We start from the raw sequence: 23,882 nt of genomic DNA on the forward strand, positions 1-23,882 counted from the left end.
CCTTCTCCTCCTTTACCTTTAAAAATTTCTTATGAATAGCTCACACAAAAGGAACCATAATAACATCGTACCCAAAAAGAATGGAGGATTATCACATGTTCACTCAACCATCTGATTCACAAGACAACGGACAAACAATGTCAATGAACCACGGCGCACACGAAATTCTGGATGTACATGAAGTATTAAGTGCCTCAATCGGCGCTTTAAACCAATGCGTACTTATGCGCGATCAAATTCAAGACCCTGAACTTCTTGCTATTGTAGACCGTCAGTACGCTTTCATGCTTGATGAATACAACATCACAATGGAAGCCTACAAAACAGGCCACGATCCAAAGCACCCGACAAAAACATACAACATGCAAATGAGCAATGATGTAAAATACGGTTTAACTCCTAGCGAACCGAAAAAACCAATCCAATCTGCCAGCGAAGTCAATGATGCAATTTTATCTGGTGCCCTTCTTACGATGCATAAAACAGCAGCAGTAGGAAAAACACAAGCAGCTCTTGAATCTACAAACCCTGTTGTTCGTCGTGTATTACAGGATTCTGTACCGAACTGTGTTGAAATGGCCTATGAAGTATCTCTTTACCAAAACAAGCGCGGTATTTACCAAGTGCCACAGTTTGCTCAAAACGATATGAACACGATGCTTAATATGTACGGCCAAGCTGAAAAAGCAAAAAATATGCCGAACTAATAAAAAACAAAAAAATCCATTCAAGCAGCCCGTCTTGAATGGATTTTTCTCTTTATAATACTTTTCCTAAAAAGGCTTTTGTACGTTCATTTTGAGGATTTCCGAAAACGTCGTCCGGATGGCCCTCTTCCACAATATAACCGCCGTCCATGAACAGTACACGGTCACCTACCTCACGTGCAAAGCCCATTTCATGGGTGACGACAATCATCGTCATTCCTTCTTTTGCAAGGTCCTTCATAACATCCAGTACCTCATTAACCATTTCTGGATCAAGTGCAGAGGTTGGTTCATCAAACAGCATCACCTTTGGCTTCATCGCGAGCGCTCGTGCGATTGCCACACGCTGCTGCTGTCCACCGGAAAGCTGCTGCGGGAAATTATCCGCCTTTGCCCGCAATCCTACCTTATCGAGCAGCTCCAGCGCCAGCTTCTCGGCATCAGCTTTGTTCATTTTGCGGATTTGCATTGGTGCCATTGTAATATTATCTATTACCGTCATATGCGGGAACAAATTGAACTGCTGAAACACCATTCCCACCTCTGTACGGATATCATTAATATCCGTCTTTGGATCATTGATTTTGACGCCTTCAATATAGACTGCACCGTCCGTTACCTCTTCTAATAGGTTTAAACAGCGAAGAAACGTACTTTTCCCCGACCCGGATGGTCCGATGACACAGACAACTTCCGATTCATGAATTTCATAGTCAATGCCTTTTAACACTTCAAGCTTACCGAAATATTTGTGTAGATTCTCTACTTTGATCATGTCCCGGCACGCTCCTTTTTGCTCTTTCTCGGATTATAGTCAATGCTGAATCGATGTTCGATATATGAGATAACCTTTGTCACGATAAATGTCATGATCAGGTATAGGAACGCTGCGAATAAGTACGGCTCCCACACCCGGTTATATGTACCTACGATCATCTTACTTGCATAGAGAATATCCGTTGCTGCAATAACATTTACAAGCGATGAATCTTTTAAAAGTGTAATAAATTCATTGCCAAGCGGCGGTACCATGCGGCGAACCGCCTGCGGCAGGATGACTTTGCGCATTGCCTGTGAATGCGTCAGACCAAGTGAACGGGCCGCTTCCATCTGCCCTTTATCAATGGACTGGATTCCTGCACGGAAAATTTCCGCATTGTAGGCCGCACTATTCAGGATTAAAGCCGCTGCCCCTGAAATGAACCATCCATATGACTGTCCGAACAATGTTGGAATCAACGCTAAATGGATAATGTAAATCTGGACAAGCATCGGTGTTCCACGGAAGACATCGACATAAATCTTAGCCGGCCAGTAAATGATTTTGTTTTTAGACGTCTGAGCCAATCCAAGGAGTACCCCGAAGAATACCCCTCCAATATAGCCGACCAATGTAAGGGCTAATGTTACCCAAATACCGGTAATATAAAAATCACGGTAGTTCCAGATTATGTCCCAGCGAAAATCAAATAAGTCCACCTGAAACACCTCCAACCTCTATTATTCTAATTCTTGCGTAACACCAGTATATTTCTCAACGATTTCATTCAGCTTGCCATTTTCCTTAATCGCATCCAAGCCTTCATTCAGGATGTCCAGGACTTCTTTGTTGCCCTTTTTCACCATCAAGCCATAATACTCTTTATCAAAAGCATCATCTTCAATAACCGTTAAACCTGAATCTGGATTATTTTTTAAGTACTCATAAACAACCGCATTGTCTCCGATTGCAGCAGCAGTCGAGTTATTAATTACCTCAAGCAATGCTACAGGTAGATTTTCAAAGGCAGAAATATTCGTGCTTGTTTCACCAAATGCTTTTTTGGCTGCTTCATGACCAGTTGTATTGATCTGCACCGATACTTTTTCCCCTTCTAGATCAGCTAATGATTTTACATCTGATCCTTCCTTCACAACGATGACTTGCGTCGCTTCATAATAAGGCTCCGTGAAATCATAAGTTTCCTTACGCTTATCGTTGATCGTAATACCCGAAGCACCTAATTGGATTTCATTATTCTGTACTTGGGAGAATAACGGGTCCCACCCAACATTTTTCATTTCGATATCTACGCCAGTTTCTTCAGCAATGGCATCCAGGATTTCGCTGTCTATTCCTATGATCTTGCCGCTTTTGTCCATGTATTCAAAAGGAGCAAATGTCGCCTCTGTACCGGCTACTAATTTTGTAATCTCGCCGTCTGAACCCGTAGAGTTGTCTGAACCACATGCTGCTAATAACATAGATGCCGCCGCCAATGGGGCAATCACCTTAAGTAAGCTTTTCTTCATTTATATGTTCCTCCTCGCCAATTATCTGTCAATTGTTATCCTTGATTGATATTACTCATTATAGTAAGTTCCGAATTTATATACAACAAAAAATTTTATAAAAAATGATTATTTTTTCATAGACATGAATTTTTATAACATATTTCGCGTATAATAATAGGTAAAGCAAATAAATATTCGTTTTGTCAGAATATATAGTTATCATCTGGAGCAGGAAACAAATAAGAAAATAGGCACAAAAAAAGCCGCCACTTCAAAAAGTGACGACCTATCTTTCAACCTGATTTATTTATTTCACAAATCTCGTTTTTAAATAATTTTGTAAAAATAGTTTAAGAAGAACGAATTTAGGATAAAATGAATCGGTACAGGGTGTTCATTTTATCCTATTCATTCCTCTTCCACTTTGTCAGGCTGCTAAACTAACAAAGCGGAGCAGGTATTGCTATTGAAGATTTATAATTGAAACAGTAAAATGGCGCCCTTTAGTTGGGCATAGTATAAAATAAGGCTATAGCTATCATATAACCTGCCTAAAGTATGACATGGTTCATACGAATAGGCCACTTTTTTGCTCTTTTGCCGCAACTAAATGCAACATTTATTAATCTACTAATAATCCACTTATATTTCAAGTGAATTCAATTCCCTATTTCATTTCTCCTTGAAAATGTGTCTATTTTTTGACAAACCTCAACTTAATACGTCCAAGAGCACATAAAAGATCTCCTTCCATATATCCTATTTCATAACTTTCTGTCAATAGCAGGAACATTTAACATAGTTTCTTTGATTAATCCACTCTTCATCTTCTTTGATCACAAGCCCATCAACCTTTGTTTCAGCTGACTTTTTTGAACATGGCCTCAATCTCGTCACTAGACCAGCTATTGTATTTTACTAAAAAAGCCCTCTGGCCAAGTATTACTTCTCTATAAAAGGAGACCAGCGAGCGAAGCAAAGAACAAAAGATAAGATGACTTGAAGACTGCTTCAAACCATCTTATTTCCACTAATTAGCGCGACGTATATCCTGCATCGGCATGAATAGTTGTCTCTGTAATAAATGAATGGGCTGACTCACTACTATTTTTCAAAATGAAATCTGCAGGACGCTTCCACTCTGCGCTTTATTCTCCCGCAAAAATAGAAAAATATACTGCCTATAAAGAGGAAAATAAGGATGCTTTCTCGAAAACTGTGGAAGATGGTTTAATTTTCAAGTCAGTTGGGAAACTTAAAGTGGTGAGCCATAATGCTGCTAACAAGCAATTACATTGTGGTATAAAAGAAGAATGCCACAGGCTGCCCTGTACGCATGCAAGTGTACTACTCCATGCGGGATTTAACATACACTATGTTTCGGAGCGTCTTGGCCGCGAATCCATCACATGTTTTGTGTGAAGGTGAAAACATCTTATATCATACAAGCAAAAAGAAGATGATGATGTGGAGTGTCGGTTCATTTTCTATCGTTTTTAACGATTTCCCGAACAAATATCTATAAATAAAAAAATCCTCTAAACATTGATATCTCAACATTTACAGGGGTTTTCAATCAAAATATGTAGTTTTTAAAAATAGTATTTGGCGCCCTCGGAGGGAATCGAACCCCCAGCGGAAGAACCGGAATCTTCAGTGTTATCCATTACACCACGAGGACAAATTAATTAACAATACCTAACCTATTATACAGATATCTAGTCCAAATTTCAATACCTAATCAGGCCGGAGTTTATATTTGACCTTTCTTGACTAATACGTGTATGATAATGGTACAGCTGATAGGCACTTCCCTTTCAGCATTTAGTATTCGAATTTACCTTTTTAAAAGGAGGATATTTTTATGAATTTAATTCCTACAGTTATTGAACAGACAAACCGTGGTGAACGTGCATATGACATTTATTCACGTCTCCTGAAAGACCGTATCATTTTATTAGGAAGCGGCATCGATGATAATGTTGCAAACTCTATCGTTGCACAGCTGTTATTCCTGGAAGCAGAAGATCCAGATAAGGACATCTCGCTTTACATCAATTCTCCAGGTGGTTCTATTACTGCTGGTATGGCAATTTACGACACAATGAACTTCATCAAACCAAAAGTACAAACAATCTGTATCGGTATGGCGGCATCAATGGGTGCATTCCTGCTTGCAGCAGGCGAACCTGGCAAACGTTTCGCACTGCCAAACGCAGAAGTTATGATTCACCAGCCACTTGGCGGTGCTCAGGGGCAAGCAACAGAAATCGAAATCGCTGCAAAACGCATCCTGTTCCTACGTGAAAAATTAAACACAATTCTTTCTGAAAGAACAGGCCAGCCGCTTGAAGTGATTGCCCGCGATACGGACCGCGATAACTTCATGACTGCAGAACGCGCGAAAGAATACGGTCTAATCGACCATATTATGGACCGCAAATAAGTAAACCGTATAATATAGAAAAATACATCCGCATACTGCGGGTGTATTTTTTTCTTAGTGATGAAGTGAACTAAAACTTGATCAAAGCGTAGTTTTTATTTTAAATAAGTATGAGAATTTCACAAAAAAAGTTTGATGATTTCGTAAGGGTGTTATTCCACATTAGCGACCGATTGTTGAGTAACGTCTCTTTTTTAAGTATTTTGCTTAATAGTTTCTTCTACGTAAGTAAGAAGATTACTGTAGGGGGAGCTCCCTTTCAAAAATTCCGATACCACATTCAAAGGTAATATCACCATATTCTTCTTTTTAGAATAAAGAACACTCTTTGTGCTGTTATTACTAAACTCTAAATTAGGTGAATAATTACGTACTGAATCAGATTCAAACCAATAAAAATCTTGATTAATATTATTTTTAATAACCTCGCCAATATATGCACCTATACGATCCACTAAATTATCAAAATGCGTATTTAACAGCTCAGTACCAAACTCCGTATTCATTAATTTTTTTACATAGATATCAATATAACGAACGCTTTCAATAGTGAAGTCTAAATTTCTTTTAGTAAGGTTATCTTTATCCCATGAATCATCTGATACATCCTGATACATTAATTTTGCTATGCCTTTTAAATCATCTTTTTTTAATTTTGCTTTATTTAAAAAACCAAACATAATGAGTTTTCTCCTTTATTAATCATCTACAACTTACAGTTATGATTATTATAGTTCTTATTCAAGAATCTGGCCCTATTGCTGAAAAAGCACAATTCATCTTCCAGAATTGTGCCCGGTTGTGGAATAATTAATCAATTAAAGTACCTCGTTACTTTAACTAATCCTGAGCTTCTAATGTAATATTTAACTGTTTTAACAAATTCTCAACAACCTCTATTGCTTCTTCTCTTTGCTTATAATCGGAAGTACAAAACCTAATCATTTCTAGATCACTTTCCGCTTTTCTAACAATTTTAGTTATTTCTTTAGGAGCACCAATCCAAGATAAGTTACGTTCTAAATCTGCAATATTATCTATTCCCTCTTTAAACTTTTTACATGCTAATTTTATTTCATACAAATCATCATTCAAAGCCTTCCAATTTGGGTCCCTTTTATCATGTGAAATAGGTTTTCTAACATTTACAACAAATCTCTTTTCACAAGCGCCATACCTACTATAATTCCTTTGAGCTTCAATTAGAGGTATCTGGTTAGCACCTGTATCATACACATTTTCTTTTTGAAAGGGGTCATCCTCCCAAAAACAAATTGTACATATTTCATAGTCACCATCACTATCCAATGTTTGATAACCACAACACGGGCATGTGTTTTTGTTCATAAGACACCTCTCGATAACCTTTTCTATAATCATAAACTAGATTATTTTTGTTACACTAAACTGAGTCGCTAATACAAATTTACTCATTGACAATCTCAATTACATTTTTAAACGAATATGCGTTTTTTTTCCTCCACGCGCCCTTTTGTTAAGCAAGAAAAAACTTGCATATCACTACAGAATTTTCAATCAAACTTTTTTATAAATGTCGCGGCTTTATCTTAAATCTATACTTAGCAAAAAAAAACACAACTCAAATGAGTTGTGCAGTGAATTAATCTTCTTTTTGAATTAATGATGATAGCGAGGTAACCGCAGTATCAGCATCGTCACCTTCAGCCATCAAGGTTACCGTTGTCCCTTTCGCGATTGCAAGGCTCATAATGCCCATAATCGACTTGGCATTTACTTTCTTTTCATCTTTCTGTAAGTAAACCTCTGACTTATAGCGATTTGCCTCCTGCACGAATAGTGCGGCTTGGCGTGCCTGTAACCCTGATTTTAATTTTACTTCCACTTGGTTTTCAACCATTCGCATAACTCCCTTTCACAACCGTGCATCCATTTATTTTTATCTTAGCGAAAACACAGGAAAAGAACAATGTTTCTTGTTGAAATCGTTGCCGCTTTTTAAAAGAGAGCACAAATCTGTGCTTAGCTTTTCACATATTCTCCTCGGCGCAGTGCATCGGCTATTTCATCAATCTTGCGCAGGCGATGATTAACCCCCGATTTACTTACTGTTCCTGTAGACACCATTTCGCCTAATTCCTTTAATGTTACATCCTGATATTCTACGCGTAAACGCGCGATTTCACGTAGCTTTTCCGGCAATTGATCAAGACCAATTGCATTTTCGATAAAGCGTATATTTTCTACCTGGCGGATGGCCGCGCCAATCGTCTTATTTAAGTTGGCTGTTTCGCAGTTTACAATCCGGTTGACACTGTTACGCATGTCCCGCACAATCCGGACATCCTCGAACTTCAGCATCGCCTGGTGCGCTCCGACCAAATTGAGGAAATCAGAAATCTTCTCTGCCTCTTTCAAATAGGTTACAAAGCCTTTTTTTCGTTCAATTGTTTTCGCATTTAGGTAAAATTCATTCATTAAATCAGCAAGCGCTTCGCCATGCTCCTTATAAAGTGAATATACTTCTAAATGATACGCAGAAGTTTCAGGATTATTCACCGATCCGCCTGCCAAAAAAGCGCCGCGTAAATAAGCGCGTTTTTGCTGGGTTTTCGGAATTAACTCCTTCGCAATTGTATGATTAAACTGGAAATCATCCGAAATGATATATAAATCCGTCAGCAGTTCTTTTGCCCCTTCACGAACTCTGCAAATATATACATTGTTTTTCTTCAGTCTCATTTTTTTACGTACTAACAGCTCTACATTATATTTGTAGAGCTTTTTAACAATCGTATATAAACGCCGTGCAATGGCTGCGTTTTCCGTTTGGACATCCAGACTTAGCTGGCGGTTGGCAAAACTTAACGAGCCATTCATCCGAATGAGGGCGGACAGCTCTGCCTTCAAGCTCAAATCATCTGCATCAACCTGTGTCAGCTCTTTTTTTGTTTCTGAAGCAAATGACATCTGATACCCCCCTTTCTCACACAATATGTATGCACTATCATACCATATTGTCATGTTAAACTTGATTGTTCTTTTTCAACCAGTTCTGTATATTTACATAGCCAATCCGCCACATTTAATGAATGATGCCGGACTATGCCTTTTTCAACCATTGCAATTTCCTCTTTGAAAATTTGGAGCCCCAGCTCGGTCAATCGATCAATATCAAACAGGACCGGCTCGGCATTCTCTTCTTTATAGCTGGCTTTTACATTTTGGGGCAGCTCATCGTTATGGATTAAGATCACCTCAATGAATGGTGTCCCTACATGTGCATGAATCGCCTCTACATGCTGGGATGCTGTATAGCCGATTGTCTCTCCCCGCTGTGTCATTAAGTTACAAACATAAATCTTCTTTGCCATCGATTCCACAACGGCCTTTCCAATTTCGTTTACAAGCAAGTTTGGAATGATACTCGTATAGAGGCTGCCTGGTCCAATCACGATCATATCAGCATTCTTAATAGCCTTCACAGCAGCCGGCAAAGCCGTCACATCCTGAGGGGCAAGAAATACGCGCTTAATCGGTACGGCAGCATCTGGAATCCGTGATTCTCCTTGAATATATGTACCATCTATCAGCTCTGCATGTAATGTTATCTTTTTATTCGCAGCTGGGATGACTTTCCCGTGTACATTCAGTACTTTGCACATTTCGGCAATCGCATAGCTGAAATCACCGGTTATATCAGTCAGCGCCGTCAGCATAAGATTGCCAAGCGAGTGCCCGCCCAGCTCATTGGAGTTGTTAAAACGATACTGAAACATTTGTTCAATAAGCGGCTCTACATCTGATAGAGCCGCGATGACATTGCGGACATCTCCCGGAGGTGGAATGTCGTAATCATCGCGTAGTCTGCCGGAGGAACCACCGTCGTCTGCTACTGTTACAATAGCTGTAATATCAAAGGGGTGCATTTTCAACCCCCGCAGCAGTGTCGACAGTCCCGTACCTCCTCCTATCACGACGATTTTCTTCTTTCTCTTTCGCATTCCATCATCCTTTCTATGATGCTTCCCCTCATTCATCCTTTTTATGGCTATGCTCAATATCCCGATGTGTGATGACCGTCTGCTCTGTATGGCCCAGTAATTTTCCGAAGTATTCAGCAAGTGTCACAGATCTGTGCTGTCCGCCGGTACATCCAAAAGCAATCACAAGCTGGGATTTCCCCTCCGCTTTATACTGAGGGATCATAAACTGAAACAAGTCTGTCAGTTTTGTAATGAGCGCCTGCGTTTCGTCCGTTGCCAGCACATACGAGGATACTTCGGTCTGGAGCCCTGTTTTATGCCGGAGCTCATCTACATAATATGGGTTTTTTAAAAAACGGACATCAAATACAAGGTCTGCATCAATCGGCAACCCGTGTTTAAAGCCAAAAGACATGACATTGACTGAAAATGTCGGTGTGCTGGCGTGGGAAAACTCGAGGGCAATTCGCTCACGCAGCTCACGCGGCTTCATTTTTGATGTATTAAACACCGTTTTAGCCCGGCCTTTCACCTCGGACAGCATCTGTCTTTCCTGCTTAATCCCTTCAAGAGGCAAGCCCAGAGGCGCCAGCGGATGGGAACGACGTGACTCCTTATAACGGCGTACAAGCGTTTCATTGTCGGCATCTAAAAATAGAATATGCGGCTTGACATCTTCTTCCCGCAAAAGCGTATCAAGCGCATCGATCATCGAATCGAAAAATTCCCGTCCGCGTAAATCCATTACAACAGCAATGCGTGAAATTTTCTTATCCGAATTTCTCATTAATGTATAAAAAGTCGTTAACAGCTCCGGCGGCAAATTATCTACACAGTAGTAGCCCAAATCTTCAAAGCTTTGCACCGCCACCGTTTTTCCTGCACCGGACATTCCCGTAATAATAACTAATTCATGTGTGTAATGCTGACTATTACCCACGTTCCCCCTCACTCCTCTTTCCTCTATTCTATTGATGATTGTATCTGTTCGCTAATCAGCTCAAAATCCTCGGTATATTCAAACGTGCCGTATTGCGTCCCCTTTTGGTGGGCAGCAAACAATAAATTTGTCCGGTCGCCTTTCGCCATCGGGAGCGTTTTTAATTCCTCGACAGGATACCAGCCCAGTTTTCCTTCACGTGTTTCTTCGAATGGTGTGCCCTCTACTCCGCGTGCTACAAACGTATAGAGCATCCATTCATCGACGACTTGCTCTCCGTTTTTGATAATCATTGTATATACGCCCTTTAGATGGACATCTAGAGGTGTTACATTTGTTTCTTCCTGAAATTCGCGTACCGCCGCTTCATAGATAGACTCTCCGCTTTCCATCTTCCCGCCTGGCGCTACGTACCAGCCACGTCTAGGTTTTTGGAGCAATAGCACTTGATCGTTCTGAACCGCTAATAAGTTGGCAATTCTTTGCATACATCACACCTCTAATCCTGATGCTCTTTTCTTTATTATAACTTGTCTGCGACTTCCGTTCCAAAAATACACGCAAAAAAAGAGACTGTTTTTCAGGCTAGCGCCTGTCAAACAGCCTAAAGTAAGTATAAAAGGGAGTAGAACTTTTTTAACGATAATAGTCAGTTTCACCTTTTATTATACTGTTTCATTATTGCAAGGAAGTTACAATATGATTAAGGTACGGTTAATTATAAACCGAGCTTTTCTTTTAATTCTTCTATATAGTGCTGCGCTGTTTGAGCAGCAATACTGCCATCACCAGTAGCTGTGACAATTTGGCGAAGCATTTTATCACGTACATCCCCGGCAGCAAAAATACCTGGTACTGTCGTTTCCATTTTTTCGTTCGTTACAACATAGCCGTTTTCATTCAGGATATTTAATGATTTAAACGGTCCTGTCAACGGCAGCATACCGATATACACGAATACGCCGTCTGTTTTAAATGCTGTTTCTGTATCATCTACTGTTGAGGCAAGTGTGACGCTGCCCACTTTGCCATCTGCTTCATGGATTTCTTTCACTGTTGAGTTCCAGATGAAGTCGATTTTTTCATTCGCAAAGGCACGTTCCTGAAGAATTTTTTGAGCACGTAGTTCGTCACGTCTGTGGACGATTGTCACTTTTTTCGCAAAGCGTGTTAAATACACACCTTCCTCGACTGCAGAGTCTCCGCCGCCGACTACTACAAGCTCTTTGTCTTTAAAGAATGCGCCGTCACATACAGCACAGTAGCTGACACCGCGGCCGCCAAGCTCTTTTTCACCTGGTACGCCCATTTTTTTATACTCTGCGCCTGTTGAGATGATAATTGTGCGAGTTTTATATTCTTTTTTACCAGCGACGATCGTTTTATATTCTTCGCCATCAATAATTTCCGAAACATCCCCATAGGCATATTCAGCACCAAATTTTTTGGCATGTTCGAACATTTTAGTAGAAAGTTCAGGCCCTAGAATTGTATCGAAACCTGGGTAGTTTTCTACTTCTTCCGTATTGGCCATTTGACCACCTGGAATTCCACGCTCGAGCATCAATGTAGAAAGTTTTGCACGTGATGCGTAAACTGCTGCTGTCATGCCGGCAGGACCTGCGCCAATGATTACTACATCATAAATTTTTTCTTCTGCCATTTTGAAATCCTCCTCATAACACTTCTATCATTTATATCGTATGCGATATTTATGTGTGTTTCAATATATATGCTTACACTTCAGATGGTACAAAATCAACCAGTTCATCGCAGTACTTCGTTAACGTGGCAGCGCTGATTCCGTACTTCTCCGCAAACTGCTTTTTCGTCACCTTTTCATCCATAGCCGAATGGAACATGTAGTCAACTGAAGCAGCTAGTGCTTTCACATTTCTAAAAGGATAGTCGACCTTTGCAGCCAATTCAAACAGGGCAAACCATAGCTGCAGCACTTGGGCAGCTTCGAGACGAATGGCACCATATTTTTCTGCAACTACTTCTGCCACTTCCATCCCGCGTAATATGCTAAGCTGGCCTTTTGCCTTCTTACTGAATTCATGTCCCAGCGCATAGGCAAGACATAATTTTTCTATTTCATTATAGTCTGCAACATCTATCCATTTTGGATGCGCGATAATTTCCTGTTTATGTGCTGAACGCTTCAATAGGAAAAAGCCGAATAATCGATCGGATGTAAAACCGCTGTTAATCTTGTCGACAATAATTTCACGGCTGTTTTCAAGCGCTTTTGATTTGCTCGCATCATGCAGCCATGGCTCGAAGCCTTCCTTTGTAGGGTCGAGCTTGATCAGATAAGCCCATGCCTGTTTTGCTGCTTCCTCATGTCCTGAAAAATAGGCAGACTGCGACAGCCAGAAATAAAAGCCTGGATCTCCTTCATAACCACGCTTGCTCATAGAGCGAAGCCATTTATATGCCTGCTCATATTGGCCGATCAGCGCAAGTGTAGCACCAAGCTTGTAGCGGTTATCCCATTCATACGGCTGAATTTTAGCTAAAATATCGAGCAACGAGGATAGCTCCTCTTCATTCTTTTCATAATAGGCAAACACCGCCAAGTTGCAGAGCGCATGCAGATTGCCATGGTTTTCTCTCAGCACTTGATGCAGCAAGGCACGTGCTTCTTCAGCTTCCCCGATATAAAAATAAGCGAGTGATAAATTGTTATACGCCGCCCAAGCATCCGGGAACCGTTCAATCAATTCCTCTAATACTTCAATTGCCTTATTGAAATCGCCTTTTTCCATTAAACGGCGCGCCTTTTCCTGCCCGACCATTTTCTCTGAATCGTTTTCATCCAGGTTTTCAAGCACTTCTTTTTCAAACTCCACGAAATCCAGAATTTCCTGCGCCTCTACCGAATACATACCCTCCGGCTCCATATCTAAATACTTAAGCGCATATTTTTTGGCATCATGAATCATTCCTACACACCCTGAGACCTCGGCAAGCATAAAGACAATTTCCGGCTCGTTTTGATCCAGGTGATAAGCGGTATGAATTAATTCGTATGCATGTTCAAAATTTTGATATTCCATTTCCAGTATTCCGTACTGCATTAAAATCAAGCCGTCATCCGGGCTAAGCTCGGCAGCACGCTTAATATATTTGTAGGCCTTGTCCATTTGATCGCGTTCTAGGGCTGTCAGTGCTTTTTGATAATAATAATCACCGTTCGGAATAAACGAAACGACGTTATTTCTTGTTTTTATTTGACGTTTATTTTCCAACAATATTTCCTCCGAAACATGAGAAGGACACACCTCCCCTATCATAAGGCGAGGTGTTGTCCCTTCTTATGTGGATTTCCACAAAATTATTTTCTCACTGAAATGAGGAACGCTCTGACACGTTCCCCATAATTGTCCCTATTATAGCATAAACAGTACAAAATACCGCTATATCTGTTCATGACGAATTTTCATCAATTGTTATTGGTCGTGAAAGCCCGCTGTGGATGCTTGTTTTCTGCTGGAAGACTCTCTGTTTATTTCTTTCCTTCATGACGTTTTTGCAGTACGTCTAATACTTCATAGATATCTACTTTTTGCGTCTGACGGCGCTGCCTTTCGATACAGAAAAGAAAGACTCTTTGCTTATTTCTTTCCTTCATGACGTTTTTGCAGTACGTCTAATACTTCGTATACATCTACTTTTTGCTCTTGAAGTAAAACAAGAAGGTGATATAAAAGATCCGCCGATTCCCACTTTACTTCTTCTTTGTCGCGGTTTTTTGCTCCGATGACAACCTCTGTTGCTTCTTCCCCGACCTTTTTGCAAATTTTATCGATGCCTTTTTCAAATAAATATGTAGTGTAAGCACCTTCCGGCATATCGATTTCACGTTGTTTAATGACTTCTACCAGCTGCGGTAGAATGGCTACGGAACCTGGACGTTCATTTTCAACGATAGATTCCATGAAGCAGGATGTCGTGCCGTTATGGCATGCAGGCCCTGCAGGAATGACCTCTACTACTAAAGCGTCCTGATCACAGTCTGCTTTGATCGATATTACCTTTTGTGTATGACCGCTTGTCGCGCCCTTATGCCAAAGCTCTTCGCGGGAACGGGAATAGAACCATGTCTCTCCTGTCTCAATCGTCTTTTGCAGTGATTCTTCGTTCATATAGGCTACTGTCAGCACTTCTTTAGACTGTGCATCCTGCACAACTGCCGGGATCAGCCCCTGCTCGTTAAATTTTACGTTCATCGCACATGCACTCCTTTTTCTCGCAAATAGCTTTTCACTTCTGCTACGCTCGTTTCTTTATAGTGGAAAATCGATGCTGCCAAGGCTGCATCTGCATCTACTTCCTGCAGCACTTCACGGAAGTGTTCGGCATTTCCTGCACCACCGCTGGCAATGACAGGAACAGTTACCGCATCACGTACCGCCTTGGTCAGACCAACATCAAAACCTGATTTTTCTCCGTCCTGGTTCATGCTTGTCAGCAGGATTTCACCAGCTCCAAGGCGTACAGCCTCTTTTGCCCAATCTACTGCCTTCCAGGATGTTTTATTACGGCCGCCATGTGTGTAGACCATCCACGTACCGTCTTCTTCCGAAAAACGTGCATCGATGGCACAGACGATACACTGGGCTCCGAAGTAATCTGCCCCTTCTTTGATCAGCTCAGGCCGCTCAAGTGCAGATGTATTGACCGATACTTTATCTGCTCCTGCACGCAGAATACGTTTCATATCATCAAGCGTACGAATACCGCCCCCTACCGTAAACGGAATCGCCAGGGCGCTTGCTGTTTGGCGGACAACGTCGACCATCGTCTCACGTCCCTCATGAGAAGCTGAAATGTCGAGGAACACCAATTCATCGGCACCTTGCTCATCATAAAACTTCGCCAGCTCTACTGGATCTCCAGCATCACGGAGCCCCACAAACTGCACACCCTTTACAACACGTCCCTCTTTAACGTCAAGACATGGAATAATTCGTTTTGTCAGCATACTTACACCTCCACGCCTTTCAGCCATTCCCGTAATAAAAATACACCGAACTCACCGGATTTTTCGGGATGAAATTGCATGCCTGTAAAATTGCCCGAAGCAATGATCCCAGGTACGCGGACACCTTCATAATCCGCTGAGGCAACAAGCTCCTCATCCGCCATATTCGCTGCATAGAAAGAATGCACGAAATAAACATGGCGGTCGTTCGGGAAACTCTTTCCTTCCAACCACGCAGGCAGATGTGCCAGTTCCAGTTCATTCCATCCCATATGCGGAATGCGGGATACATCAGTAAAGCGCTTAATGCTCCCCTTGAAGATGCCAAGCCCTGTTGTCGGTGTCACTTCTTCACTTTCTTCAAACATCAGCTGCATGCCGAGGCAGATACCCAGCAGCGGTTTATTATTATTTCTTATAAAATCGATCAGCCCTGTTTCCTCTAGTCGTTTCATAGCATCGGGAAATGCACCGACCCCTGGAAGTACAAGGGCATCAGCTGTACCTAGCTCTTTCTCATCACTCGTTACAACTACCTCTGCGTCCAGCCGTTTTAATGCCTGTTCCACACTGAACAGGTTCCCCATACCATAGTCAATTACACCGATTCTCACGTTAACAGTCCTTTCGTTGATGGTACGCCCTTTACACGCGGATCGATTTGTACTGCATCATCGAGCGCACGGGCCAACGCCTTGAAGATTGCCTCGATAATATGATGTGTATTTCGGCCATACGGAACAATAACATGCAGATTGATCCGTGCCTCCAGCGCAAATTTCCATAAGAACTCATGCACAAGTTCTGTATCAAACGCGCCGACTTTTGCATTCAGCTCAGGCTCTACCCGGTACTCAAGATGCGGGCGGTTTGAGCAGTCTACGACTACTTGCGCAAGCGCATCATCCATCGGTACAAAAGCAGTTCCGTAACGCTTGATCCCTTTTTTATCACCAAGCGCTTCACGGAATACCTGCCCCAGCACAATTCCGATATCTTCTGTCGTATGGTGGTCATCAATCCATGTATCGCCATCTGCTATGATTTTTCCATCAAACAGGCCATGCTTGATGAATAGGTCGAGCATATGATCCATAAAGCCGACGCCTGTTTTGATTTCTGCCTGGCCGCTGCCGTCTAGATTCAGTTCTACTTGAATTTTCGTCTCATTTGTATTGCGCTCAATGCGTGCAAAACGTTGTGCCATATTATTCTTCTCCTTTATCCCAGCCACGCGATTCGACTGCACGTGCGTGTCCTTCTAGTCCTTCTAAACGGGCAAGCCGTGCAATTTTCGGTGCATTTTGTGCCCATGTTTTTTCGCTATAATAAACAATGCTTGTTCGTTTAATGAAATCGTCCACATTCAAGCCGCTTGCAAAACGTGCTGTACTGTTTGTCGGAAGCACATGATTTGTTCCTGCAAAATAATCACCTACAGGCTCCGAACTAAAGCGCCCAATGAAAATAGCCCCTGCATGCGTGATGTGTCCTGCTACTTCCACCGCTTTATCAGTAATCACCTCTAAATGCTCTGGTGCCAATGAGTTAACGGCACGAATCGCTTCTTCCATCGATTCTGCGACATAAATATGACCAAAGTTTTCAATCGCCTTTCGTGCAATGGCTTCACGCGGAAGCTTTTGCAACTGCCGTTCCACCTCATCGGCTACCGTTTCAGCAAGCGTATCGCTCGTCGTAATTAAGATGGCGCAGGCGAGTGTATCGTGCTCTGCCTGTGACAGCAGGTCAGCCGCTATTTCGTCGGCATAGGCTGTATCATCTGCCAGCACGCATATTTCAGAAGGCCCTGCAATCATATCAATCGCCACTTCACCAAATACCTCGCGCTTGGCCAGTGCAACAAAAATATTGCCCGGACCGGTGATTTTATCGACCGGAGCGATCGTTTCCGTCCCGTAGGCAAGTGCTGCGATTGCCTGCGCGCCTCCGACTTTGTAAATTTCTTTGACGCCTAAAATGTGGGCCGCTACTAATACCGCCGGTGGAAGCTTGCCGTCTTGTCCAGCCGGTGAAGTAATGACAATACGCCTAACGCCCGCTACCTGAGCAGGGATGACATTCATTAATACAGAGGATGGATAGGCTGCGGAACCACCCGGCACGTACAGGCCGACTGCATCAAGAGGGGTAATCCTTTGACCCAGCCAGGAGCCGTCCGCTAACGGCAGCTCATAGCCATGACGCTTTTGAGCACTATGGTAATGGCGGATATTAGCAGCTGCTTCTGACAGGTCTGCATACAGCTGCTCATCAAAACCTTTCACAGCCTCTTTCACTTCTTCCTCTGTCACTCGAAGGTTTGCCGGTGCAAAACCATCCCATCTCTCACTGTACATCCGGATGGCTGCATCCCCACGTTGTCTAACGTCTGCGATTACTTGGCGCACAGTCTTCAACTGTTCTTCATTGCCGCCCTCAAGCTGGCGCTTTAACGAAATCTCACTAGTTAATGTGGTAATATTCATAGTCATCCTTCTCCTAATTCACACATTTTTTCAGACGAGACACCAGATCCTGAATTCTTTCACTCTTCATCCGGTAACTTACTGGATTGGCAATCAGACGTGACGAGACATCTGTAATATGCTCATATTCAACCAAACCATTTTCCTTCAATGTTCGGCCGGTAGAAACAATATCGACGATCCGATCTGCCAGACCAATCATCGGTGCAAGTTCAATTGAACCATTCAGCTCAATGATCTCTACCTGCTCTCCTAGTCCCTTGTAATATTTCATCGCAATGTTTGGATATTTTGTTGCAATGCGCGGGGCGATCTCATTCATTTTTGTATCCGGCAAACCAGCTGAAGCGATATAGCATTGGCTGATTTTCAAATCCAGCAGTTCATGAACGCTGCGGCGCTGCTCCAATAAAACGTCTTTTCCCGCAATCCCGATGTCTGCTACTCCATGCTCCACGTATACTGGGACATCCATCGGCTTCGCGAGGATAAAGCGAATTTTTTCTTCCGGGATTTCAATCATCAGCTTGCGGGACATTTCTACTTCCTCGGGTAAATTAAATCCGGCTTCAAGCAGCATTTCATAAGCCTCTTCGAAGATTCGGCCTTTCGGCATGGCAATTGTTAATTCGTTCATTGTTCTTCCTCCTGCTGATAGCAGTAAACCACTTCTTGAAACTGCTCTTTAAATGCTTTTTCATCGATTAATCCTACCGTCGACTGCATTGTCACACGCTTGTTCTGCTCACGCAGTACAGCTGTTTTTTGCAGTGCCTGGCTAAAAGCGTCTGGTTCAAATAATACAAGGGCTGTTACATTTTCAATTTCCTTTAGAGGCATTGCCTCAAGCAGACGGTCAACCCGCAAGCCGAAGCCCGTCGCACCTACCTTTGTGCCGAAATGCTCCAGCAGCCCGTCATACCGGCCCCCATTACCTAGCGGGAAGCCACTGCCTTCAGCAAATACTTCAAATAACATTCCTGTGTAGTAATTCATATGGCTCGACAATGTAAAATCGAATGCTATGTATTTCTCTAGCCCTGCCTCCGCAAGCAGCTTCCATAGCTTTTGCATATAATCCAATGCATCATTTTTACGTACATATTTTTCGACTGCTTCAATAGAAGATAAACTTACAGCCTCCTCAATAAAAGCAAGCAGCGCATCGGATTTTGTTTTTGGCAGCCCAAATGCAAGAACAGCTTCTTCAAATCCTACATAATTACGTTTTACGAGCAGCTCATTCAGCTCGGCAGCCTGCTCCTCGCTTTCCGTATAATCCTTCAGAATGCAGCTAAGCACCCCGGCATGTCCAATTGTCACTTTAAATGAGCGAATGTCATATGCCTGCAAAAGCTCAATCGCTGTTATGATAACCTCCGCATCTGCATAAACCGAATGATCGCCAATCAACTCAATTCCCATCTGTTCAAATTCGGCTGGGCGCCCCCCTTCCTGCTGCTGTGCACGGAAGACGTTTGAAAAATAAGCCAAGCGCTGCGGGATTTTTTCCTTCAGCAGTTTAGATGTCACAACCCGGGCAATCGGTGTCGTCATATCTGGGCGAAGCACCAGCGTATTGCCCTGGCTGTCTACTAATTTAAAAAGGGTAGCATCATGAATGGCAGAAGCCTTGCCTACTGTATCGTAATATTCAACAGTCGGCGTTTTGATAAATTCATAGCCTCTTGCGCGAAGAAGCGTTCTTCCTGTTTCTCGTACCGCTTCAAGCTTTTCATAAATTTGTGGGAATGTATCACGCATCCCGAGTGGTTTTTCAAACATTTTGATTGATGACATTTTGACACATCCTATCCTTTCACTTTAACGTACTAGAGTAGTAGATTACTAATGTATGAAAGTAATTTTACTGCTATCTTGAAACTTAGTCAATGAATTCACAAAAGATTCACTTTATAAACTTTTCTGAATACTTTTTCTGTTATTATACACTATCGTAAAATAAAAAAATCGGAGCAGCCCAATTTTTAGGACTCCTCCGATTTCACTATTCATTATGCCACTTCGGATTATCTGCTTTCTTGCGTTCAGCCATTTGCTCAGCCGTATAGATAATACGCATTGGATTGCCTCCTGCCATACAGCCAGCCGGGACATCACGGTGGACAAGCGTTGCAGCTGATATGATTGCTCCATCGCCAATTTCCACTCCGGGCAATACAGTAGAATTGGCTCCAATCATGACGTTGCTGCCGATTACTACATCACCAAGCCGATATTCCTCAATTAAATATTCATGCGCTAATATCGTCGTATTAAATCCGATTACTGTATTATCTCCAACGGATATACGCTCGGGAAACATCGTATCAGGCATCACCATCAATGCAAGGGATGTCTGCTTTCCGATTTTCATCTTTAAAAATGTTCGATAAAGCCAGTTTTTCATCCGCAAAGACGGAACAAACCTACCAATTGTGATGATGATGAAGCATTTCATCACTTTCCAGAACGATACCGTATCATACATATTCCATAATGAATTTGCCCCTTTAACTCGATAACGCTCCGTTCTCCTCATCCTCTACGCTTCCTTTACAATTGAAAGTAAATCGGACATATGCTCCAGCATATAATCCGGATTAAACTGCTGTAAGAAGTCTTTCCCCTTGAATGCCCAAGCAACCCCGGCCGTACGGACACCGGCATTTTTTCCACCTTCAATATCATGTGAATTATCACCGATCATGATGACGTCACTTTGGTTTAGCCCCAGCTTTTCCAATGCGAGAAGAATCGGTTCAGGATCAGGTTTCACACGTGAGACATCATCCACACCTACAACTACTTCGAATAAATGTGCTGCCCCAATAATTTCTAATCCGCGTGCAATTGTATTTCTTCGCTTTGTCGATACGATTGCTAACCGGATACCCATTTCCTTCAGCTTTTCCAGTGTTTCCACAACACCTTCATACTCTTTTACGAGCTCATCATGATGCTCCAGATTCCATGCTCTGTACTTGCCGATCAGCTCTTCCACTTCATCAGGAGCAATTTCCTTAAATGTTTCTGCAAGTGAAGGACCAAGGAAGCGGACACAATCCTGCGGCTGATACTGCCCAGGGAACCGTTCATTTAGTACATGCATAAATGTTTCAATAATTAAACCGTTTGTATCTAGCAGTGTTCCATCAAAATCAAATAATAATGCTTTTGTCATTGCTGTAATGCTCCTTTAGCTTCCCTTTGTTCTGCACGCTTCCACATTTGAGCGACGATTATGGTTAACATGAAGGCTGTAACAATTCGTATTAATAATAATGGTACTATCGGTATACCGAGCGGCGCAAAGATGAGTGTATCCTCTACGACCGCATGACAGGCTACAAGGAAGATAAAGGCAAGCGTTGCGTCCTTTTTGGAGACGCCGTCTTCCTCTACCGCTTGAATCATCACCCCTGCTCCGTATGCAAGCCCAATTACCAAGCCTGTTACAAGCGTCACCGAAGCGTTTGGCTTAACCCCGATGATTTTTGTCCATGGGGCCAGCAGCTTCGAAAGCTTCATTAAATAACCATAGTCTCGTAAAAATTGCACGATGATCATAAGCGGCAGCACAATCATGATCAATTGCAAAATGCCGAGACTCGCTCTTTCCAAGCCTAATAGAACGATCGCTCCCCAGCCTTCCGGATTAGCTGTTGTTTCGGACATCATGCCGTATTTGGCGATTTCGCCCCCGCCATCCCATACTGCATTAATAATGATGGCAGATAAAAACGCAAGTCCGAAACGAACAGCTAACACAACCCATAGTTTGACACCAACCCGCAGCGCGACTGCTGTTTCAATAAACATGCTATGTGCGAATGACAGCATCACCGCAAGCGTGAATACTTCCTTTACAGTCAGCTCCAGCGAAAGGATACCGGCAATCCCTGAGTACAGGTTCAAGGTAGTCCCCAGCACAAGAGGAATAGCCGCTTCTCCCGGCAGGCCAAAAATTCCCATCAACGGCGTAATAATGTCAATTACCCATGGCAGGACGGGGGTAAATTGAAGAAGCGTTACAATAAATGTTATAGGAAAAATGAATTTACTTAACTTCCAGGCTGTTTGAAACCCGGAGATTACACCCTTTTTTAACGTCTCCATCCCGCTTACCCCTTATTTTTTATCTAAATAACGTACAGCAGGTTTTACATTCATACGGCGGTAAACAATTGCGATGATACCAATCGCAATTCCTAAAATAGACACAACCTGAGCTGAACGTAAATCACCAATCAAGTACAGGCTATCTGTGCGCAGTCCTTCGATGAAGAAACGCCCTATCGAATACCAAATCAGATAGAAGAAGAACATTTCCCCGCGGCGCCAGTTGAACTTGCGTGCCACGAGTAAAATGATTAAACCAATGATGTTCCAAACCGATTCATATAAAAAAGTCGGGTGGACATATGTACCATCTTCTTTAATATACATTTGTTCAATAATCCAGTCCGGCAGGAAAAGGTTCTCCAAAAATCCGCGTGAAACCGGTCCGCCGTATGCTTCCTGGTTGATAAAGTTCCCCCAGCGCCCAATAATCTGGCCGATTAAAATACTTGGCGCTGCAATATCTGCAACCCGTAAAAAGCTGACACCGCGTTTTTTCGTAAAGATATAGGCGGTAATAAAGGCTCCGATTAAAGCCCCGTGGATCGCAATACCACCCGTCCAAATCTCGATGATCCTCCCTGGATTCTCACCGTAATAGTCCCATTTCATCGAGACGTAGTAAATGCGAGCAGAAATAATGGAAATCGGCACTGCCCAAATCAGCATATCGCCGAGAAAATCTTCATGTAAACCTAAACGTACCGCCTCTCGCTGAGCCAATAAATAAGCGAGTACGATACCTGTAGCAATCAAAATCCCGTACCATCTCACAGGTATCGGTCCTAAATGAAATGCTACCGGATCAATAGCAAGTAATGTAAAACTCATAACATTCTCCTTTCTTTAAAAGTCATCTATTATTTCATCATTCGAAGCAATCATATCATCTAATCGACGAGAAAACTCCTGGGCGGCATTGACCCCCATTCTTTTCAGTCGATAATTCATGGCTGCTACCTCAATAATGACCGAAACATTCCGCCCCGGCTGTACAGGAATCGTTAATTTCGTCAAATCCGTATCGATAATACGCATCTTTTCCTCATCCAGCCCTAGACGGTCATACGTTTTATCCGGATCCCAGTTTTCAAGCTCTACGACAAGTGTAATACGCTTATACGGCCGAACTGCGCTGGCGCCGAACAATGTCATAATATCGATGATTCCGATACCCCGGATTTCCAGTAAATGCTCGAGCAAAGGCGGCGGACTGCCAATGAGCATGTCTTCCGATTCTTGACGTATTTCTACACAGTCATCTGCTACTAATCGGTGCCCTTTTTTCACAAGTTCAAGAGCGGTTTCACTTTTCCCAACGCCGCTCTTTCCAATAAGCATAACGCCGATTCCATAAATGTCGACAAGAACACCATGAATAGCTGTTGTCGGTGCGAGCTTGCTTTCTAAAAAGTTCGTCAGCCGGCTCGAAAAGCGAGTCGTCGTGAGTCTCGTTTTCAAAACCGGTACATGATTTTCCTCGGATGCATCGATCAGCTCCTGAGGGACTTCAAGTTCTCGTGAAATGATAATCGCCGGTGTATTTTGCGCACACAGTTTCATCATGCGGTCGCGCCTGTCAGTAGCCGGCAGCATTTCAAAAAAGGAAAGCTCCGTTTTCCCTAGAAGCTGGACGCGATTTGATGGATAGTGTGTAAAGTATCCTGCCATTTCAAGGCCTGGTCTTGAAATATCACTTGTCGTAATATAACGTCCGATTCCTTCCTGGCCGCTGACCAGCTCTAAATCGAATTTTTCCATTACATCTCTTGTCGTTACTTGTATCATCGCAACCTCTCCAATCCTCCAACATACATATTGTTTTCTCCCGTATTAACGAGCAGTCATTCATCTGTACCGAAAGCAAAACGCCAGGTACAAGACGCCTGTGTTACGGCGTAAAACGTCACAAAGCCCAGCAGGAGCCCAGTTGCTCGCAAAACCCGATT

Annotated in this window: 26 protein-coding genes, 1 tRNA gene and 1 pseudogene; 3 read left to right on the forward strand and 25 right to left on the reverse strand. The window is 42.7% G+C overall.

Annotation, left to right across the window (positions count from 1 at the left end; genetic code table 11):
- Positions 1-95: 95 nt before the first annotated feature.
- Positions 96-707 carry a spore coat protein gene (locus AA0Y26_RS18450; RefSeq protein WP_413363492.1) on the forward strand — a complete coding sequence of 204 codons (612 nt, stop codon included), beginning with the start codon at positions 96-98 and terminating at the stop codon, positions 705-707.
- Positions 708-759: 52 nt separating this feature from the next.
- Here AA0Y26_RS18450 and AA0Y26_RS18455 read toward each other — a convergent pair whose 3' ends face one another.
- Genes AA0Y26_RS18455 through AA0Y26_RS18465 form a run of 3 tightly spaced genes read right to left on the reverse strand, consistent with a single transcriptional unit; the run spans position 760 to position 2,999 of the window.
- On the reverse strand, positions 760-1,482 hold the full coding sequence (locus AA0Y26_RS18455) for an amino acid ABC transporter ATP-binding protein (RefSeq protein ID WP_413363493.1): 723 nt from the start codon (positions 1,480-1,482) through the stop codon (positions 760-762).
- Positions 1,479-2,186 (reverse strand): amino acid ABC transporter permease, encoded by a 708-nt coding sequence (locus AA0Y26_RS18460; RefSeq protein ID WP_413363494.1) that lies wholly within the window; start codon positions 2,184-2,186, stop codon positions 1,479-1,481. The genes AA0Y26_RS18455 and AA0Y26_RS18460 overlap by 4 nt, the downstream gene beginning before the upstream one ends.
- A gap of 21 nt (positions 2,187-2,207) precedes the next feature.
- Positions 2,208-2,999, reverse strand: coding sequence for a basic amino acid ABC transporter substrate-binding protein (locus tag AA0Y26_RS18465; RefSeq protein ID WP_413363495.1), 792 nt, complete (start codon positions 2,997-2,999; stop codon positions 2,208-2,210).
- A 1,098-nt stretch (positions 3,000-4,097) separates the two neighbouring features.
- Between AA0Y26_RS18465 and AA0Y26_RS18470 the strand changes: the two genes are divergently transcribed.
- On the forward strand, positions 4,098-4,403 hold the full coding sequence (locus tag AA0Y26_RS18470) for a hypothetical protein (protein WP_413363496.1): 306 nt from the start codon (positions 4,098-4,100) through the stop codon (positions 4,401-4,403).
- Between the two features lie 184 nt (positions 4,404-4,587).
- On the opposite strand, the gene AA0Y26_RS18475 is transcribed toward AA0Y26_RS18470, so the two are convergent.
- Positions 4,588-4,662: transfer RNA gene (locus tag AA0Y26_RS18475), tRNA-Arg, on the reverse strand.
- A 183-nt stretch (positions 4,663-4,845) separates the two neighbouring features.
- Between AA0Y26_RS18475 and clpP the strand changes: the two genes are divergently transcribed.
- Positions 4,846-5,427: an ATP-dependent Clp endopeptidase proteolytic subunit ClpP gene (clpP, locus tag AA0Y26_RS18480; RefSeq protein WP_413363497.1), complete on the forward strand. Its 582-nt coding sequence runs from the start codon at positions 4,846-4,848 to the stop codon at positions 5,425-5,427.
- A 194-nt stretch (positions 5,428-5,621) separates the two neighbouring features.
- Here clpP and AA0Y26_RS18485 read toward each other — a convergent pair whose 3' ends face one another.
- From AA0Y26_RS18485 to hprK, 21 genes and pseudogenes are all read right to left on the reverse strand, one after another.
- Entirely contained in the window at positions 5,622-6,107 is a 486-nt protein-coding gene (locus AA0Y26_RS18485) for a hypothetical protein (protein ID WP_413363498.1), read from the reverse strand.
- 412 nt (positions 6,108-6,519) lie between these two features.
- A pseudogene (locus tag AA0Y26_RS18490) lies at positions 6,520-6,774 on the reverse strand (CPCC family cysteine-rich protein); the annotation flags it as partial.
- A gap of 274 nt (positions 6,775-7,048) precedes the next feature.
- Positions 7,049-7,306, reverse strand: coding sequence for an HPr family phosphocarrier protein (locus AA0Y26_RS18495; protein ID WP_413363499.1), 258 nt, complete (start codon positions 7,304-7,306; stop codon positions 7,049-7,051).
- A gap of 122 nt (positions 7,307-7,428) precedes the next feature.
- Complete coding sequence (gene whiA / locus AA0Y26_RS18500; protein ID WP_413363500.1) at positions 7,429-8,376, reverse strand: DNA-binding protein WhiA; 948 nt, start codon at positions 8,374-8,376, stop codon at positions 7,429-7,431.
- A 50-nt stretch (positions 8,377-8,426) separates the two neighbouring features.
- Positions 8,427-9,410: a gluconeogenesis factor YvcK family protein gene (locus tag AA0Y26_RS18505; RefSeq protein ID WP_413363501.1), complete on the reverse strand. Its 984-nt coding sequence runs from the start codon at positions 9,408-9,410 to the stop codon at positions 8,427-8,429.
- 28 nt (positions 9,411-9,438) lie between these two features.
- Entirely contained in the window at positions 9,439-10,332 is an 894-nt protein-coding gene (gene rapZ, locus AA0Y26_RS18510) for an RNase adapter RapZ (protein ID WP_413363502.1), read from the reverse strand.
- A gap of 23 nt (positions 10,333-10,355) precedes the next feature.
- Positions 10,356-10,820, reverse strand: coding sequence for an NUDIX domain-containing protein (locus AA0Y26_RS18515; protein WP_413363503.1), 465 nt, complete (start codon positions 10,818-10,820; stop codon positions 10,356-10,358).
- Positions 10,821-11,050: 230 nt separating this feature from the next.
- Positions 11,051-11,995: a thioredoxin-disulfide reductase gene (trxB, locus tag AA0Y26_RS18520; RefSeq protein WP_413363504.1), complete on the reverse strand. Its 945-nt coding sequence runs from the start codon at positions 11,993-11,995 to the stop codon at positions 11,051-11,053.
- Positions 11,996-12,068: 73 nt separating this feature from the next.
- Positions 12,069-13,586: a tetratricopeptide repeat protein gene (locus AA0Y26_RS18525; RefSeq protein WP_413363505.1), complete on the reverse strand. Its 1,518-nt coding sequence runs from the start codon at positions 13,584-13,586 to the stop codon at positions 12,069-12,071.
- A gap of 366 nt (positions 13,587-13,952) precedes the next feature.
- A complete protein-coding gene (gene hisIE / locus AA0Y26_RS18530) occupies positions 13,953-14,567 on the reverse strand; it encodes a bifunctional phosphoribosyl-AMP cyclohydrolase/phosphoribosyl-ATP diphosphatase HisIE (RefSeq protein WP_413363506.1) in 615 nt (204 codons plus the stop codon).
- Positions 14,564-15,322, reverse strand: coding sequence for an imidazole glycerol phosphate synthase subunit HisF (gene hisF, locus AA0Y26_RS18535; protein WP_413363507.1), 759 nt, complete (start codon positions 15,320-15,322; stop codon positions 14,564-14,566). Before hisF ends, hisIE begins: the two co-directional genes overlap by 4 nt.
- Before the next feature lie 2 nt (positions 15,323-15,324).
- Complete coding sequence (hisH, locus tag AA0Y26_RS18540) at positions 15,325-15,936, reverse strand: imidazole glycerol phosphate synthase subunit HisH (RefSeq protein ID WP_413363508.1); 612 nt, start codon at positions 15,934-15,936, stop codon at positions 15,325-15,327.
- Entirely contained in the window at positions 15,933-16,529 is a 597-nt protein-coding gene (hisB, locus tag AA0Y26_RS18545) for an imidazoleglycerol-phosphate dehydratase HisB (protein ID WP_413363509.1), read from the reverse strand. The genes hisH and hisB overlap by 4 nt, the downstream gene beginning before the upstream one ends.
- 1 nt (position 16,530) lies before the next feature.
- The gene (gene hisD / locus AA0Y26_RS18550; RefSeq protein WP_413363510.1) at positions 16,531-17,811 is read right to left on the reverse strand and encodes a histidinol dehydrogenase; all 1,281 of its coding nucleotides are present in this window, start codon (positions 17,809-17,811) and stop codon (positions 16,531-16,533) included.
- Between the two features lie 13 nt (positions 17,812-17,824).
- Complete coding sequence (gene hisG, locus AA0Y26_RS18555) at positions 17,825-18,448, reverse strand: ATP phosphoribosyltransferase (RefSeq protein WP_413363511.1); 624 nt, start codon at positions 18,446-18,448, stop codon at positions 17,825-17,827.
- On the reverse strand, positions 18,445-19,611 hold the full coding sequence (locus AA0Y26_RS18560; RefSeq protein WP_413363512.1) for an ATP phosphoribosyltransferase regulatory subunit: 1,167 nt from the start codon (positions 19,609-19,611) through the stop codon (positions 18,445-18,447). The genes hisG and AA0Y26_RS18560 overlap by 4 nt, the downstream gene beginning before the upstream one ends.
- Positions 19,612-19,819: 208 nt before the next feature.
- On the reverse strand, positions 19,820-20,353 hold the full coding sequence (locus tag AA0Y26_RS18565; protein WP_413363513.1) for an acyltransferase: 534 nt from the start codon (positions 20,351-20,353) through the stop codon (positions 19,820-19,822).
- Between the two features lie 3 nt (positions 20,354-20,356).
- Positions 20,357-20,995 carry a pyrophosphatase PpaX gene (ppaX, locus tag AA0Y26_RS18570; RefSeq protein ID WP_413363514.1) on the reverse strand — a complete coding sequence of 213 codons (639 nt, stop codon included), beginning with the start codon at positions 20,993-20,995 and terminating at the stop codon, positions 20,357-20,359.
- On the reverse strand, positions 20,992-21,930 hold the full coding sequence (locus AA0Y26_RS18575) for a nucleoside recognition domain-containing protein (RefSeq protein WP_413363515.1): 939 nt from the start codon (positions 21,928-21,930) through the stop codon (positions 20,992-20,994). The genes ppaX and AA0Y26_RS18575 overlap by 4 nt, the downstream gene beginning before the upstream one ends.
- A gap of 12 nt (positions 21,931-21,942) precedes the next feature.
- Positions 21,943-22,764 (reverse strand): prolipoprotein diacylglyceryl transferase, encoded by an 822-nt coding sequence (gene lgt, locus AA0Y26_RS18580; protein ID WP_413363516.1) that lies wholly within the window; start codon positions 22,762-22,764, stop codon positions 21,943-21,945.
- 15 nt (positions 22,765-22,779) lie between these two features.
- A complete protein-coding gene (gene hprK, locus AA0Y26_RS18585) occupies positions 22,780-23,721 on the reverse strand; it encodes an HPr(Ser) kinase/phosphatase (RefSeq protein WP_413363517.1) in 942 nt (313 codons plus the stop codon).
- Between the last annotated feature and the right edge of the window lie 161 nt (positions 23,722-23,882).

The organism is Lysinibacillus canaveralius, from assembly GCF_047301505.1.
In the GTDB taxonomy this organism is placed as follows: Bacteria; Bacillota; Bacilli; order Bacillales_A; family Planococcaceae; genus Lysinibacillus_B.